The organism is Hydrogenophaga sp. L310, assembly GCF_055703065.1.
Genome location: NZ_JBVPZA010000007.1, coordinates 213,182 through 227,581 on the forward strand (window position 1 = coordinate 213,182; position 14,400 = coordinate 227,581).

15 protein-coding genes and 3 tRNA genes are annotated in these 14,400 nt (G+C 66.3%); 14 read left to right on the top strand and 4 right to left on the bottom strand.

Features of this window, described 5'->3' with window-relative positions; translation table 11 throughout:
• Positions 1 to 24: 24 nt before the first annotated feature.
• Genes thiL through apaG form a run of 3 tightly spaced genes read right to left on the bottom strand, consistent with a single transcriptional unit; the run spans position 25 to position 3,711 of the window.
• Entirely contained in the window at positions 25 to 1,035 is a 1,011-nt protein-coding gene (gene thiL, locus AC0GNO_RS14005) for a thiamine-phosphate kinase (RefSeq protein WP_472904370.1), read from the bottom strand.
• Positions 1,032 to 3,257 carry a site-specific recombinase gene (locus AC0GNO_RS14010; protein ID WP_472904371.1) on the bottom strand — a complete coding sequence of 742 codons (2,226 nt, stop codon included), beginning with the start codon at positions 3,255 to 3,257 and terminating at the stop codon, positions 1,032 to 1,034. The genes thiL and AC0GNO_RS14010 overlap by 4 nt, the downstream gene beginning before the upstream one ends.
• A 52-nt stretch (positions 3,258 to 3,309) precedes the next feature.
• A complete protein-coding gene (apaG, locus tag AC0GNO_RS14015; protein ID WP_472890180.1) occupies positions 3,310 to 3,711 on the bottom strand; it encodes a Co2+/Mg2+ efflux protein ApaG in 402 nt (133 codons plus the stop codon).
• Between the two features lie 83 nt (positions 3,712 to 3,794).
• Between apaG and rpe the strand changes: the two genes are divergently transcribed.
• Positions 3,795 to 4,472, top strand: coding sequence for a ribulose-phosphate 3-epimerase (rpe, locus tag AC0GNO_RS14020; RefSeq protein ID WP_472890179.1), 678 nt, complete (start codon positions 3,795 to 3,797; stop codon positions 4,470 to 4,472).
• A complete protein-coding gene (gene gph, locus AC0GNO_RS14025) occupies positions 4,472 to 5,167 on the top strand; it encodes a phosphoglycolate phosphatase (protein WP_472890178.1) in 696 nt (231 codons plus the stop codon). Before rpe ends, gph begins: the two co-directional genes overlap by 1 nt.
• A 37-nt stretch (positions 5,168 to 5,204) precedes the next feature.
• Here the strand turns inward: gph and AC0GNO_RS14030 are convergent, their stop codons facing one another.
• Positions 5,205 to 5,783 carry a chalcone isomerase family protein gene (locus AC0GNO_RS14030; protein ID WP_472890216.1) on the bottom strand — a complete coding sequence of 193 codons (579 nt, stop codon included), beginning with the start codon at positions 5,781 to 5,783 and terminating at the stop codon, positions 5,205 to 5,207.
• A gap of 439 nt (positions 5,784 to 6,222) precedes the next feature.
• On the opposite strand from AC0GNO_RS14030, the gene trpE reads away from it, so the two are divergent.
• The 12 genes from trpE to tuf form a co-directional block, all read left to right on the top strand.
• Positions 6,223 to 7,722 carry an anthranilate synthase component I gene (gene trpE, locus AC0GNO_RS14035; protein ID WP_472904372.1) on the top strand — a complete coding sequence of 500 codons (1,500 nt, stop codon included), beginning with the start codon at positions 6,223 to 6,225 and terminating at the stop codon, positions 7,720 to 7,722.
• 5 nt (positions 7,723 to 7,727) lie between these two features.
• Positions 7,728 to 8,324, top strand: a complete 597-nt coding sequence (locus tag AC0GNO_RS14040) for an anthranilate synthase component II (protein WP_472904373.1) — start codon at positions 7,728 to 7,730, stop codon at positions 8,322 to 8,324.
• Positions 8,321 to 9,394, top strand: coding sequence for a low-specificity L-threonine aldolase (gene ltaE / locus AC0GNO_RS14045; protein WP_472904374.1), 1,074 nt, complete (start codon positions 8,321 to 8,323; stop codon positions 9,392 to 9,394). The genes AC0GNO_RS14040 and ltaE overlap by 4 nt, the downstream gene beginning before the upstream one ends.
• A 20-nt stretch (positions 9,395 to 9,414) precedes the next feature.
• A complete protein-coding gene (locus AC0GNO_RS14050) occupies positions 9,415 to 10,065 on the top strand; it encodes a LysE family translocator (protein ID WP_472904375.1) in 651 nt (216 codons plus the stop codon).
• 15 nt (positions 10,066 to 10,080) lie between these two features.
• Positions 10,081 to 11,148, top strand: a complete 1,068-nt coding sequence (trpD, locus tag AC0GNO_RS14055) for an anthranilate phosphoribosyltransferase (RefSeq protein WP_472904376.1) — start codon at positions 10,081 to 10,083, stop codon at positions 11,146 to 11,148.
• 8 nt (positions 11,149 to 11,156) lie between these two features.
• A complete protein-coding gene (locus tag AC0GNO_RS14060) occupies positions 11,157 to 11,306 on the top strand; it encodes a hypothetical protein (protein ID WP_472904377.1) in 150 nt (49 codons plus the stop codon).
• Positions 11,299 to 12,099, top strand: a complete 801-nt coding sequence (trpC, locus tag AC0GNO_RS14065) for an indole-3-glycerol phosphate synthase TrpC (protein WP_472904378.1) — start codon at positions 11,299 to 11,301, stop codon at positions 12,097 to 12,099. The genes AC0GNO_RS14060 and trpC overlap by 8 nt, the downstream gene beginning before the upstream one ends.
• Positions 12,100 to 12,109: 10 nt before the next feature.
• Positions 12,110 to 12,856, top strand: a complete 747-nt coding sequence (locus tag AC0GNO_RS14070) for a uracil-DNA glycosylase (protein ID WP_472890170.1) — start codon at positions 12,110 to 12,112, stop codon at positions 12,854 to 12,856.
• Positions 12,857 to 12,913: 57 nt separating this feature from the next.
• A tRNA-Tyr gene (locus AC0GNO_RS14075) sits at positions 12,914 to 12,999 on the top strand.
• Positions 13,000 to 13,081: 82 nt separating this feature from the next.
• Positions 13,082 to 13,155, top strand: a tRNA-Gly gene (locus AC0GNO_RS14080).
• 62 nt (positions 13,156 to 13,217) lie between these two features.
• A tRNA-Thr gene (locus tag AC0GNO_RS14085) sits at positions 13,218 to 13,292 on the top strand.
• A gap of 44 nt (positions 13,293 to 13,336) precedes the next feature.
• Positions 13,337 to 14,400: elongation factor Tu (gene tuf / locus AC0GNO_RS14090; RefSeq protein ID WP_472904379.1), on the top strand; the 1,064-nt coding region annotated here is incomplete at its 3' end.

Consider the following 14,400-nt stretch of genomic DNA (forward strand, 5'->3'; position numbering starts at 1 on the left):
CGTTGGCGGTTGCCGGGGGGCCGGTCAGGCGAAGTGGTCGAACCCGCGTGTGGGCACGGCCACCGTCTGGCCTTGCTGGCCGATCAGGCGCAGTGTCCCCGCACCGGCGATGATGCGCCCGATGCGCTGCACCGGCGTCTGGCTGGCGCGGGCCGCGGCCAACACCTGCTCACGGATATTTGGCCCGGCGGAGAACAGCAGTTCGTAGTCGTCGCCGCCGTGCAGCAGGCATTCGAGCCGCTGGGCTTCGGGCAGGCGCGCCAGGTCGGGCGGCAGGGGCAGGGCGCCGAGTTCGATCTCGGCCCCGGCGCCGCTGGCGCACAGGATGTGGCCCAGATCGCCGGTGAGACCATCGCTCACATCGATCGCGGCGTGGGCCAGCCCCGCCAGCGCCTGGCCGAGCGCGACGCGGGGCGTCGGACGCTCCAGCCGTTCGCGCAGCCGGGACAGGGCATCGGGCGCGCTGTGGGCGTTGGCCCAGGGGGTGCCGCGCAGCAGTTCAAGGGCCAGCCGGGCCTCACCGACCGCACCGCTGAGGTAGAGGTCGTCACCGACCTGCGCCGCATCGCGCCGCAGCGCCTGGCCCGGCCGCAATTCGCCAAAGATGGTGATGCAGAGGTTGAGCGGTCCGCGCGTGGTGTCGCCGCCGACCAGCGGGCAGGCGTGCGCGTCGGCCAGTGCGAAGAGCCCGCGCGAGAAGGCCGCGAGCCAGGCGTCGTCCGCCCGGGGCAGGGCCAGCGCGAGCGTGAAGCCCAGCGGCCGGGCGCCCATGGCCGCGAGGTCGCTGAGGTTGACGGCCAGGGCCTTGTGTCCCAGTGCCTCGGGCGCTGCATCATGGAAAAAATGCACGCCTTCGACCAGCATGTCGCTGGAGATGGCGAGCTGGTGGCCGGGGCTGGGTAGCAGCAGGGCGCAATCGTCACCGATGCCCAGCGCCACGGCGGGGGTCGTTGGCGACCCTGCGCGCTGGAAGTGCCGGCGGATGAGGTCGAACTCGGTGCCCGGTGCAGGCGCGGCGTCTTCACGGGGTTTCATGGGGTGCGCAAGTCGGTCAGGCGCGCGCTGTCGTCGCCCGCGGCGGGCGCATCGGTGCCCGGTGCCGGCGCGGTGTTCGGGCTGGTGATGCTGCGGTCCCAGAGGTCTTCAGCGGGTGCGCTGGCGTCGGCCGCGCGCGCCAGGTAGGCTTCGGCCCAGCGCCGGCTGGCTTCGTCCATGGCGTCGTGCCGGGTGTCGGCTGCCCAGGCCGCTTCGATGTCGCTGACGTCTTCGGTCGGCGCCGCCGCCGCGGTGCGCGGCGGCAGGAAGAAGCCCAGCGGATGGCTGCGCAGTCGGCGGCGCAGGGCGAGGTGGATCAGGCTGCGGTTGACGTCGCTGATATTTTGCGCCTTCAGGGCGAGACGAAACGCCAGGTAGAAGCTGACGAACAGGTTCAGCGGGCCGACCACCAGCACGCCCGCCACGGCCCACCAGAAGCCGGCATCGACGAGCGCAGCCGGCCCCAGGGCCGCCGCCGCCGCCGCGAGCTGCCCGGCGGCCAGGGTCACGTGGCGGATGTCAAGACCGAGGCCGAAGAACTGGGCAAATGCCGGCACCAGGCCGAGCATGAAACCCAGCGAGGTGTTGGCGGCCAGGCCGGAGATGTTGTCGCGAAAGAACTGCGCCCAGCGTGCGGCGCGTTGGGCGCCCAGCACCTGCGTGAAACGGGGGTTGTAGCGGATGGCGGAGTCGAGCCGGTAGTAGACAAACCAGTTCTCCACCCAGCCGGCGATGATGCTGGAGGCGAACAGCAGCACGCCGGTGAACGCCGCGAACAGGGCACTCGGGCCGAGCAGGTGCAGGGACTCCAGCACGTGGGAGGCCTCGCCCGCATCGATCATGGGCGCACCCGTGGCCTGCACCAGCACGACGCTGATCAGCACCACCACCGGCACCACCAGGCCGACGTTGCCCAGGATGGCGGCGATCTGCGACCGGAACAGGTGGGCCACCTCGTCGACAAATCGCCGTACCGCACCGCGTTGCTGGATGTCGCGCAGCTTGGCGACCATGGCCGGCGCGGTCACGGCGGGCTGTTTGGTCGCCACGGTGAAGTGCAGCAACTGGATCAGCACGAAAGACAGCGCGTAGTTCAGCCCGGCGGCGAAGCCGGCCCAGAAGGCCGAGAGGGCCAGCGCGGTGACGCCGAACTTGACCCAGGTGGTCAGCCCCAGGACGGCGCCGCCGCCGCCGGCCATGCCCAGCATCTGGCGGTATTCGCTGGCGTTGCGGGTGATGTAGCGTTCGCCGGTTTCGGCGCTGCGTTCGGCCACCTTGGCCGCCGTGAGACCGGAACTGTGGGCGACCAGGGCGCGGATGCTGCGGTTGTCCTGCCCGAGTTGCGCCAGGTCTGCGAGCAGCGCGGCCGTGGCCCGGTCGGGCTGCTCGGAGAGCATGCAGTCGAGCAGTTGCTGGATGCGCACGATGCGTTCGGCCAGCTGCCGCAGCCGGAACACGATGCCGACCGAGACGCCGTGTTCGTCCAGGTGCGCGTAGACCGACTGGGCCGCAACGCGGCACACATCAAGCTGGCGGCGCAGCTTGTTCACCTCGTGCCGCACCTGTCCGCTGCGCGCGCCGTGGCGCAGGGCGCTGCGGCGCACGGCCTCCGCCTGCACCGGCAGCGCGTGAAAGGCGCGCCGGGCGCGCTCTTCGTGGCTCATGCGGCCGCGGATCTCGCTGGCGAAACCGGTGGCGCTGACCTGGCCGACGCAAAAGACCAGGGCGTCGAGCAGGGTCGCCTGCCAGTGCGACGGGGTCTGTGGATCGGGTGCCGTGGGTGCGTCGCTGAGCAGCAGCAGCCGGATGTCTTCCAGCGTCCGCGTGTCCAGTGCCTGCAGCCAGCGCACGTCAAAGCGGCCCGGCAGCAACAGCCCGAACAGGTCGGTGATGTCGTTGGTCTCGGGTGTGCCGGGCAGCAGCTTGCGGCGCAGGCGGTGGCCGAGCTCGCTCAAAAAGGCCGTGCGCGGAGCGAAACCGAAGTCGGCCAGCAGCGGCGTGAGGTCCACCGTCTGCAGGAAACGGGCCCACCAGCGGTGCCAGCGGGCCAGCCACGCCGGGTCTTCACGGACCGTGGCCAGCAGCTGGCGCACGCGCCCCACGCTGGCCTGAGGATCTTCGCCTTCGCCGCGCACCCAGCGCAACGCGTCCATCAGCCAGAGGTGGCGCTGCGCGAGGGGCGCGTCCGGGTCCAGCGTGTCGAGCAGGTCGGTGAGTGTCATGAAAGCGTGGATGTGGGCAAGCGCGTGCCCGCGCCGCTGCCAGTGGCGGCGGTCAGTGGAGCACGCGCGCTGCGCCTGGACCCGCACCGGAAGCGCCGGCGCTGAGCGCGAACTCGGGCACCAGGGCTTCGAACCGCTCGCCATCCTCGGCGACACAGAAAAAACTGCCGCGCATGGTGCCGTTGGGCGTCTGCAGGCGTGTGCCGCTGGTGTACTGGAAGGATTCGCCGGGCCGCAGCAGCGGCTGGTTGCCCACCACACCCAGGCCCTTGACCTCTTCGGTGTGGCCCTGGGCGTCGTCGATGATCCAGTGGCGCGAGATCAGTTGCGCAGTCATGTCACCGGTGTTGGTGATGGTGATGGTGTAGGCAAAGGCGTAGAGATCCTCGTCGGGCGAGGACTGCTCGCTCAGGTACTGGGGCTCGACCTCGCAGGTCAACTGGTATTTCGACATGAGCGGCATGTTACCGCGGCGCGGCAAATCCTTGCCGGGCCTGCGAAAATCGGCACCAGTCCTGTTTCCAACTTCTACGTGCCATGACCACCTACCGCATCGCCCCGTCCATCCTGTCCGCCGACTTCGCCCGCCTCGGGGAGGAAGTGAAAAACGTCATCGCCGCCGGCGCCGACTGGATCCACTTCGACGTCATGGACAACCACTACGTGCCCAACCTGACCTTCGGGCCCATGGTCTGCCAGGCCCTCAAGCCGCACGCGAAAAAACCTGACGGCACGCCGGTGCCGATCGACGTGCACCTGATGATCCAGCCGGTGGACGCGCTCGCGGGCGCCTTCATCGACGCCGGTGCCGACCTGGTGAGCTTCCACCCCGACGCTTCGGCCCACGTGCACCGCAGCGTGCAGGCCATCAAGGCCAGGGGTTGCAAGGCTGGCCTCACCTTCAACCCGGCCGAGCCGCTGGACGTGCTGGACTACCTGATCGATGACATCGATCTGATCCTGATCATGAGCGTGAACCCCGGCTTCGGCGGCCAGAGCTTCATCGACTCCGCGCTGCGCAAGATCGAAGCGGCGAAGAAGCGCATCGAAGCCAGCGGGCGGGACATCCGGCTGGAGGTGGACGGCGGTATCAAGGTCGACAACATCCGCCGCGTGGCCGACGCGGGCGCCGACACCTTCGTGGCTGGCAGCGCGATCTTCGGCAAGCCCGATTACAAGAGTGTGATCGACCAGATGCGTGTGGCCCTGGCGTGATGTTCCGGGGCATCACAGCCGTCATCGTGGACCTCGACGGCACGATGGTGGACACGCTGGGCGACTTCGAAGTGGCGCTCAACCGCACCATGGCCGATCTGGGCCTGCCCGGGGTGGACCGTGCCGCCGTCGAGCGCACGGTGGGCAAGGGTTCGGAGCACCTGATCCGCAGCCTGCTGGCCGAGCAGTTGCGGCGCCCCGAAGTCATCGGTTGTGGCCAGGCGTGTCCGGCCCTGAGTGTGGATGCCCTGTACGAGCGTGCCTGGGGCCAGTACCAGCACCATTACCGGAGCATCAACGGCCAGTTTGCCGATGTGTTCCCCGGCGTGTTCGACGGGCTGCAAGGCCTGCGCACCGCCGGCCTGCGGCTCGCTTGCCTGACCAACAAACCACTTGCGTTTGCACAGGGACTGCTGCAGGCCAAGGGTCTGGAGGAATTTTTCGAGAAGGTGTTCGGTGGCGACAGCTTCGAGCGCAAGAAGCCCGATCCGATGCCGCTGTTGAAAACCTGCGAAGCGCTGGGCACGTTGCCTGGGCAGACCCTGATGGTGGGCGATTCGCAGAACGACGGCATCGCCGCACGCGCCGCGGGATGCCCGGTGGCTCTGGTGACCTACGGCTACAACCACGGCGACCCGATCGCCGCGGCGCCGCACGACCGGTTGATTGGATCGCTGACCGAGTTGCTGAGCTGAACGCGACCCGCGCAGCGGCGGTGGGTGGGGGCTGCAGTTATTTCTTTTTGCCCAGCAGCGCGTCCTTGAGCTGCCAGTCCGCCGGCTTGGGGCCGAGCCAGATGCGCATCAGCGCGTTGAAAAACTCAGGCTCCTTGAACGGTTCGCCTTCGACCTTGCCCTTGATCGTGAGCACGGTGCCGGTGCCCGGGATCCAGTCCAGCAGGAAGGTCTCGCCTTCCTTGAGTTTCTTGTGGTCGCTGAACACCTGGCTCATGCGTATCACGCCGGGTATCAGTTTGGAGAATGCGCTGCGTTCCATGTTGTCTTCCATGCCGCGAGAGAACAGCTTGCCGAGCTCGGTCGAGTCGATTTCGCGCAGCATGGTGATCGTCATGCGCTTGGGGCCCGGCGCGGCCAGCACCTCATCGGGCGTGCTCGCTTTCTGGCTCAGGTACAGCCCGGCGGTGTAGACCTTGAACACCGCCTTGTAGCGCACGCCGGCGCCGTTGAGCTGCAGCGAACTGCCCGCCAGGCTCACCTGGTCTTCCAGCTTGACGCCGCTGAGTTCGATCGTGGCTGCCGTGGCCTGCAGCGCCCCCAGACAGAGGCACAGCCCCAACAAGGGGCCAGCCATGGAACGCGAAATGTGGCGATGGGGGGTTTTCATGGCGTGAGGTCCACACAGAGAGGATGTTGAAAAAGAACGACCGTTCGAAAAGAATTCTCAGCACCCCCATGGCCGAATGCAACAGGGTTTCACCGGAGAACCCTGCCATCGGCCGCGTTTTCTGGCCGGGAGCGCGACAGCTTTGCTACACTTTGGCCCCATGTTCATCCCACGCACATCCTTCACAGGTGGTCTGCCGAGCCGCAATGGCCGGGGAGCCTGGCCCTGGCGCAAGCCAGCGTAAACGTGCACTCCCCCGGCGGTGCGCAGACTCCGGAACAGCCCCCAGGCAATCCCAGCCCGCGCCACCCCAGCCCCCGAACCCGGCAGCGCGCCTGACCGGGCACCCCAGAAAAAAGGTTCCCCACCCCTGCTAGGCAGCCAGGAGCCGATGGAGCGTCTGAACATGATCACCGAACTCGAATTCAAGAGCCTGGCCAGCCAGGGTTACAACCGCATCCCGCTGATGGCCGAGGCCTTTGCGGACCTCGAAACCCCGCTCTCGTTGTACCTCAAGCTCGCCCACGGGCGGGGCGACGGCAAATACAGCTTCCTGCTCGAATCCGTCGTCGGCGGCGAGCGCTTCGGCCGCTACAGCTTCATCGGCCTGCCCGCGCGCACGCTGCTGCGCGCCAGCGGCTTCGGTGCCGAGGCCAAGACCGAAGTCGTGCGCGACGGCGCCGTGGTCGAGACGAACCACGGCAACCCGCTGGACTTCATCGCCGCCTACCAGCAGCGCTTCAAGGTCGCGCTGCGCCCCGGCCTGCCGCGTTTCTGCGGCGGTCTGGCCGGTTACTTCGGCTACGACGCGGTGCGTTACATCGAGAAGAAGCTCGAAAACTCCTGCCCGCCCGACACCCTGGGCTGCCCCGACATCCTGCTGTTGCAGTGCGAAGAGCTGGCGGTCATCGACAACCTCTCGGGCAAGCTCTACCTGATCGTCTACGCCGACCCGGCCCAGCCCGAGGCCTACGCCAACGCCAAGAAGCGCGTGCGCGAGCTGAAAGAGGCACTGAAATATTCGGTGAGCGCGCCGGTGGTCAAGCCCAGCCAGAGTTTCCCGGCCGAACGCGACTTTGCCAAGGCCGACTACCTGGCCGCGGTGGAGCGCGCCAAGGAACTGATCGCCGGTGGCGACTTCATGCAGGTGCAGGTGGGCCAGCGCATCAAGAAGCGCTACACCGAGTCGCCGCTCTCGCTGTACCGGGCGCTGCGGTCGCTGAACCCGTCGCCCTACATGTACTACTACCACTTCGGGGACTTCCACGTGGTGGGTGCTTCGCCCGAAATCCTGGTGCGTCAGGAGCAGGTCGATGAGGGGCAGAAGGTCATCATTCGCCCCTTGGCCGGCACGCGCCCACGCGGCGCCACGCCCGAGAAGGACAAGGCCACCGAGATCGAGCTGGTGAACGACCCGAAGGAGCGCGCCGAGCACGTGATGCTGATCGACCTCGCGCGCAACGACATCGGCCGCATCGCGAAGATCGGCAGCGTGAAGGTGACCGAGGCCTTCGCGGTGGAGCGCTACAGCCACGTGATGCACATCGTGAGCAACGTCGAAGGCACGCTGGTCGAAGGCATGACGAATATGGACGTGCTGAAAGCCACCTTCCCGGCCGGAACGCTGACCGGCGCGCCCAAGGTGCACGCGATGGAGCTGATCGACCAGCTGGAGCCCACCAAGCGTGGCCTCTACGGTGGCGCCTGCGGCTACCTCAGCTACGCCGGTGACATGGACGTGGCCATCGCCATCCGCACCGGCATCATCAAGGACCAGATGCTCTACGTGCAGGCCGCCGCCGGTGTCGTGGCCGATTCCATTCCCGAGATGGAATGGCGGGAAACCGAACACAAGGCCCGCGCGCTGCTGCGTGCGGCCGAGCTGGTGGAAGAAGGGCTGGAGTGAACACCATGAGCAAACCTATTCAACTCCTGATGGTCGACAACTACGACTCTTTCACCTACAACATCGTGCAGTACTTCGGTGAGCTCGGTGCCGATGTGACCGTGGTGCGCAACGACGAGATCACCGTCGACGAGATCCAGCGCCGTGTGGACGCGGGACAGGTGGATCGTCTGGTGATCTCGCCCGGCCCTTGCTCACCGGCCGAAGCCGGCATTTCAGTGCCCGCCATTCAACACTTCGCAGGCAAGCTGCCCATCCTCGGCGTGTGCCTGGGCCACCAGAGCATCGGCGCGGCCTTCGGCGGCAAGATCATCCGTGCGCAGGAGCTGATGCACGGCAAGACCAGCGTCATCACGACCACACAGGAAGGCGTGTTCGCCAACCTGCCCGAGCAATTCACCGTCAACCGATACCACTCGCTGGCCATCGAACGCGACACCTGCCCCGACTGCCTGAAGGTCACGGCCTGGACGCCCGACGGCGAGATCATGGGCGTGAAGCACAAGACCCTGGCGATCGAGGGTGTGCAGTTTCACCCCGAGAGCATCCTCACCGAGCACGGCCATGCCATGCTCAAGAACTTCCTGGAGCAGGCCGCATGAAGACCATTGATCTGCGCAGCGACACGGTCACGCAGCCGACCGAGGCCATGCGCGCCGCCATGATGGCTGCGCCCCTGGGCGACGACGTGTTCGGCGACGACCCCACGGTCAACGCGCTGCAGGACCGCATTGCCGCCATCACCGGCAAGGCCGCTGCGCTGTTCATGCCCTCGGGCACGCAGAGCAACCTCTGCGGCATCCTGGCGCACTGCGGCCGGGGTGACGAGTACATTGTCGGCCAGCTGGCCCACACCTACCGCTACGAAGGTGGCGGCGCAGCCGTGTTCGGCAGCGTGCAGCCACAACCGCTGACGCAGGATCCGCAGGGCAGCATGGCGCTGGGCGACATCGCCGCCGCCATCAAGCCCGATGACCCGCACTTCGCCCGCACCCGCCTGCTGTGCCTGGAGAACACCTGGAACGGCCATGTGATGCCGGACGACTACCTGCGGGAAGCGACGGCCTTGGCGCGCCAACATGGGCTGGCCACACACCTGGACGGCGCGCGCGTGTTCAACGCGGCGGTGGCCTCGGCCGCCGCCGGGCAGGGTGCCCATGCCCGTGTGCGGCAGATCGCCGACCATTTCGACAGCCTCTCGGTCTGCTTCAGCAAAGGCCTGGGTGCGCCGGTGGGCTCAGCACTGTGCGGCTCGCAGGAGCTGATCCAGCGCGCCCGGCGCATCCGCAAGATGGCCGGTGGTGGTTTGCGCCAGGCCGGCCTGCTGGCGGCCTGTGCGCTGCACGCGCTGGACCACCATGTGGACCGACTGGCCGACGACCACGCCAACGCACGCCGCCTGGCTGAAGGCCTGAGCGGCATGGAGGGACTGACCGTGAAATCGGCAGAGACCAACATCGTTTTTGTCGATGTGGCCGATGGCAGAGGCCTGGCGCTGCTGGATTTCCTGAAGGCGAACGGTGTGCTGGCCACCGGCCTGATTGGCTTGCGTTTCGTCACCCACCTCGACGTGGATGCGGCCGGCATCGATCACGCCATCGCCACCGTGCGCCGCTTCTTTGTCGAAGCGCCCGTTGCGCCAGTCGGCGCAGGACGAACCGGCCCCTACTGAACCTCAGCCCGGAGAACACCATGCCCGACACCCCGCAAGTGCTCATGTTCATCGCGGCGGGCTGGCTGCTCAACCTCACGCCCGGCCCCGATGTGCTCTACATCGTGAGCAACGCGCTCAAGAGCGGCGTGCGCGCCGGCATCGTGGCCGCGCTGGGCATCGTCAGCGGCTGCTTCGTGCACGTGTTCGCGGCAGCGCTCGGCGTGAGCGCGTTGCTCGCCACCTCGGCCACGGCGTTCATCGTGCTCAAGTGGATCGGCGCCGCGTACCTGGTGTGGATGGGCATCAAGCTGCTGTTGGCCAGGGGCGGCTCTTCGGTGGTGCCCACCGATGCCGCTCGGACCAAAGTCCCTGCCGACCTTGGGCGCATCTACCGACGCGGCTTCCTCACCAACGTGCTCAACCCCAAGGTTGCGCTGTTTTTCCTGGCCTTCGTGCCGCAGTTCATCGCGCCCGGCACGCCCGACAAGGTGACCGCCTTCCTGCTGCTGGGCCTGCTGTTCAACCTCAACTCGTTGCCGATCAACTTCGGCTATGCCTGGCTTGCCGGCTGGGCCGCAGGTCGCGTGAGCGCCGTGCAGCGCACCATGCACTGGATGGACCGCGCGGCGGGCGCCATGTTCGTCAGCTTTGGCCTGAAGCTGGCCATGTCCGACAATCCTTCTCGCTAAGTTCTGGAGACACCCATGCCCAACAGCCACAAGATCACCCCGCAGGAAGCTCTGCAACGCACCATTGAGCACCGCGAGATCTTTCACGACGAGATGCTGCACCTGATGCGACTGATCATGAGCGGCGAGATGTCGCCGGTCATGATGTCCGCGCTCATCACCGGTCTGCGCGTGAAGAAGGAGACCATCGGCGAGATCACCGCCGCCGCGCAGGTGATGCGCGAGTTCTCCACCAAGGTGAACGTGGCCGACAAGACCCACCTGGTGGACATCGTGGGCACGGGCGGCGACGGCTCGCACACTTTCAACATCTCCACCTGCTCCATGTTCGTGGCCGCGGCCGCGGGCGCCAAGGTCAGCAAACACGGCGGGCGCAGCGTGTCCAGCAAGAGCGGCAGCGCCGACGTGCTGGAGAGCCTGGGCATCAACATCAACCTGTCGCCCGATGCCATCGCGCGTTGCATTGAAAAAGTGGGCGTGGGCTTCATGTTCGCGCCCAACCACCACCCGGCCATGAAAAACGTAGCGCCGGTGCGCCGCGAGCTGGGCATGAAGACCATCTTCAACATCCTCGGCCCGCTCACCAACCCGGCCTCGGCGCCGAACATCCTGATGGGCGTTTTTCACCCCGACCTGGTCGGCATCCAGGTGCGCGCGCTGCAGCGCCTGGGCGCCGAACACGCGGTGGTGGTCTACGGCCGCGACGGCATGGACGAGGTCTCGCTCGGTGCCGCCACCATGGTGGGTGAACTGAAAAACGGCGAGATCACCGAATACGAGATCCACCCCGAAGACTTTGGCCTCACGATGGCCAGCAACCGCACCTTGCGCGTGGAAACGCCCGAAGATTCCAAGGCCATGCTGATGGGCGTGTTGAACAACAGCGACGAACCGACCATCAAGGCCGCCAAAGACATCGTGTCGCTCAACGCCGGTGTGGCGCTCTACGCCGCCAATGTCTGCGAGGACATGACCCAGGGCATCGCGCTGGCGCGGCGTGCCATCGAGTCCGGTGCTGCGGCGCAAAAGTTGCGCGAGCTGACCGACTTCACGCAAGCCGCCACCGCCACCGTTGGCCCCTGATCGATGTCATGAACCTCCCGGTCTGGATGCAAAACGAAGGCGCCTGGATCGCCATCGGCATCTCGATGCTGTTCATCGTGGCCGGTGTGGTGATGCACCGGGTCATCAAGAAGGTGCTCCAGTCGCCTCCACCCCAGGAAAACAAAACCCATGAGTGACATCCTCAACAAGATCGTGGCCGTCAAGCACGAAGAAATCGCCGCCGCGCGCAAGAAGAAACCGCTGGACGTGGTGCGCTTCGACGCCGAAAGCCGTTTGCTCACACGCGACTTCGAGGGCGCCCTGCGCGCCAAGATCGCTGCCGGCCAGGCCGCTGTGATCGCCGAAATCAAGAAGGCCAGCCCGAGCAAGGGCGTGCTGCGCGAAGACTTCATCCCGGCCGACATCGCCCAGAGTTACGCTGAAGGCGACGGCAAGGTCAGCGCGGCCTGCCTGTCGGTGTTGACCGACAAGCAGTTTTTTCAGGGCAGCGCCGACTACCTGAAACAGGCCCGCGCCAGCTGCGACCTGCCGGTGCTGCGCAAGGACTTCATGGTGGACCCGTACCAGGTCTACGAGGCACGCGCCATGGGGGCCGATGCCATCCTGCTGATCGCCGCCTGTCTGGACGACGCGCAGATGGCCGATCTGGAAGCGATTGCCCTCAGCATGAACATGGCGGTGCTGGTGGAGGTGCACGAACGCACCGAGCTGCAGCGCGCGCTCAAGCTCAAAACCCCGCTGCTGGGCATCAACAACCGCAACCTGCGCACGTTTGAGGTGACGCTGCAGACCACGCTGGACATGCTGCCCGACGTGCCGGCCGACCGCCTGCTGGTCACCGAGTCCGGCATTCTTGGCCGCGACGACGTCACCAAGATGCGCGCTGCGGGTGTGCACGCTTTCCTGGTGGGCGAAGCCTTCATGCGCGCGCCCGAGCCGGGCCTGGCGCTGGCCGATCTGTTTGCCTGAGCGGTTACCGATGCAAGGTGCGCTGGATTGGGATGCTCCCGGAGCTGCTCAGGAAGCGGTGGTGCCGCAGTTGCAAGCGGCCGACCCCACGCAGTGGCCGGTGCAGGCCGACTGGTCGGCACTGGTCGGCGATTTCTGGGCGTCTGCCACCGGGCAGGCGCTGCAAGCCTTCTTGCAGCAGCGGCTGGACAACGGTGCCGTCATCTACCCGCCTCAGCCGTTGAGGGCCTTGGCGCTGACGCCGCTGTCCGAGGTGCGGGTGGTGATCCTGGGCCAGGACCCCTACCACGGACCAGGTCAGGCCGAGGGATTGGCGTTTTCCGTGGCACCCGGTGTCAGGATTCCGCCCAGCCTGCGCAACATGTTCAAGGAACTGCAGCGCGACCTGGGTCTGGCCATGCCGGCCAATGGCTCGCTGGTGCGCTGGGCCGGGCAGGGCGTGCTCCTGCTCAACACCTGCCTGACGGTGGAAGACGGCCAGCCCGCCTGCCATGCCGGCCGGGGCTGGGAAACGCTGACCGACGCCCTTGTCCGGATCTGCAGCGAAACCGGTGACCCCAAACTGTTCCTGCTGTGGGGTGCCCACGCCCAGAAAAAGGCCGCGCTGATCGACGGTACCCGCCACCAGGTGTTGCGTGCCAACCACCCGTCGCCCCTGTCGGCGAGCCGTGGTCCGCTGCCGTTCCTCGGTTGTGGTCATTTCGGGGCCGTCAACCACTGGCTGAAATCGTCCGGACAAGCGCCTGTGGCGTGGTAATCACCGATCGGGACGCAACCCGGTTAAAAACCATGGCATAATGCTGGGCTGCGCTATGGAGGGGTGGCCGAGTGGTTAAAGGCAGCAGACTGTAAATCTGCCCGCTTACGCGTACGCTGGTTCGAATCCAGCCCCCTCCACCAGTGATCGATGAGTGATGTGCGAGCGATTGAGATCGAGGCGCTCTGAATGTTGGAAGCCCTTGTGGGTGTGAAGACGGTTCGGGCGGGAGTAGTTCAATGGTAGAACTCCAGCCTTCCAAGCTGATCACGCGGGTTCGATTCCCGTCTCCCGCTCCATGTGCTTTTGATGGCTGGATGTGTGAAGTTTTCTGAGATGTCCGGGTTGTCCGGGTATCTTGGCCCTTGTGGCTCAGTGGTAGAGCACTCCCTTGGTAAGGGAGAGGTCGCGGGTCCGATTCCCGCCAAGGGCACCATATTTGTTCTGGTGTTTCGGCAGTTTTGATTTTGGAGCTGAAAAATGGCAAAAGAGAAATTTGAGCGGACCAAGCCGCACGTGAACGTCGGCACCATCGGTCACGTGGACCACGGCAAGACGACACTGACGGCGGCGATCACCACCGTGCTGTCGGCCAAGTTCGGCGGTGCAGCCAAGGCCTACGACCAGATCGACGCGGCTCCGGAAGAAAAGGCCCGCGGCATCACCATCAACACCGCCCACGTGGAATACGAAACGGCCAACCGCCACTACGCCCACGTTGATTGCCCCGGCCACGCCGACTACGTCAAGAACATGATCACCGGTGCCGCCCAGATGGACGGCGCCATCCTGGTGTGCTCGGCCGCTGACGGCCCCATGCCCCAGACCCGCGAGCACATCCTGCTGGCCCGTCAGGTGGGCGTGCCTTACATCATCGTGTTCCTGAACAAGTGCGACATGGTCGACGACGCCGAGCTGCTCGAACTCGTTGAAATGGAAGTGCGCGAACTGCTGGACAAGTACGAATTCCCCGGCGACGCCACCCCCATCATCCACGGCTCGGCCAAGCTCGCCCTCGAAGGCGACAAGGGCCCTCTGGGCGAAGAAGCCATCATGAAGCTGGCCGATGCGCTGGACACCTACATCCCCACGCCTGACCGTGCGGTGGACGGTGCCTTCCTGATGCCCGTGGAAGACGTGTTCTCCATCTCCGGCCGCGGCACCGTCGTGACCGGTCGTATCGAGCGCGGCATCGTCAAGGTCGGCGAAGAAATCGAGATCGTCGGTATCAGCGACACCCAGAAGACCACCTGCACCGGCGTGGAAATGTTCCGCAAGCTGCTGGACCAGGGCCAGGCTGGCGACAACGTCGGTATCCTGCTGCGCGGCACCAAGCGCGAAGACGTGCAGCGCGGCCAGGTGCTGTGCAAGCCCGGCTCCATCAAGCCGCACACGCACTTCACCGGCGAGATCTACGTGCTGTCCAAGGATGAAGGTGGCCGTCACACGCCGTTCTTCAACAACTACCGTCCGCAGTTCTACTTCCGCACCACCGACGTGACCGGCTCGATCGAGCTGCCCGAAGGCAAGGAAATGGTCATGCC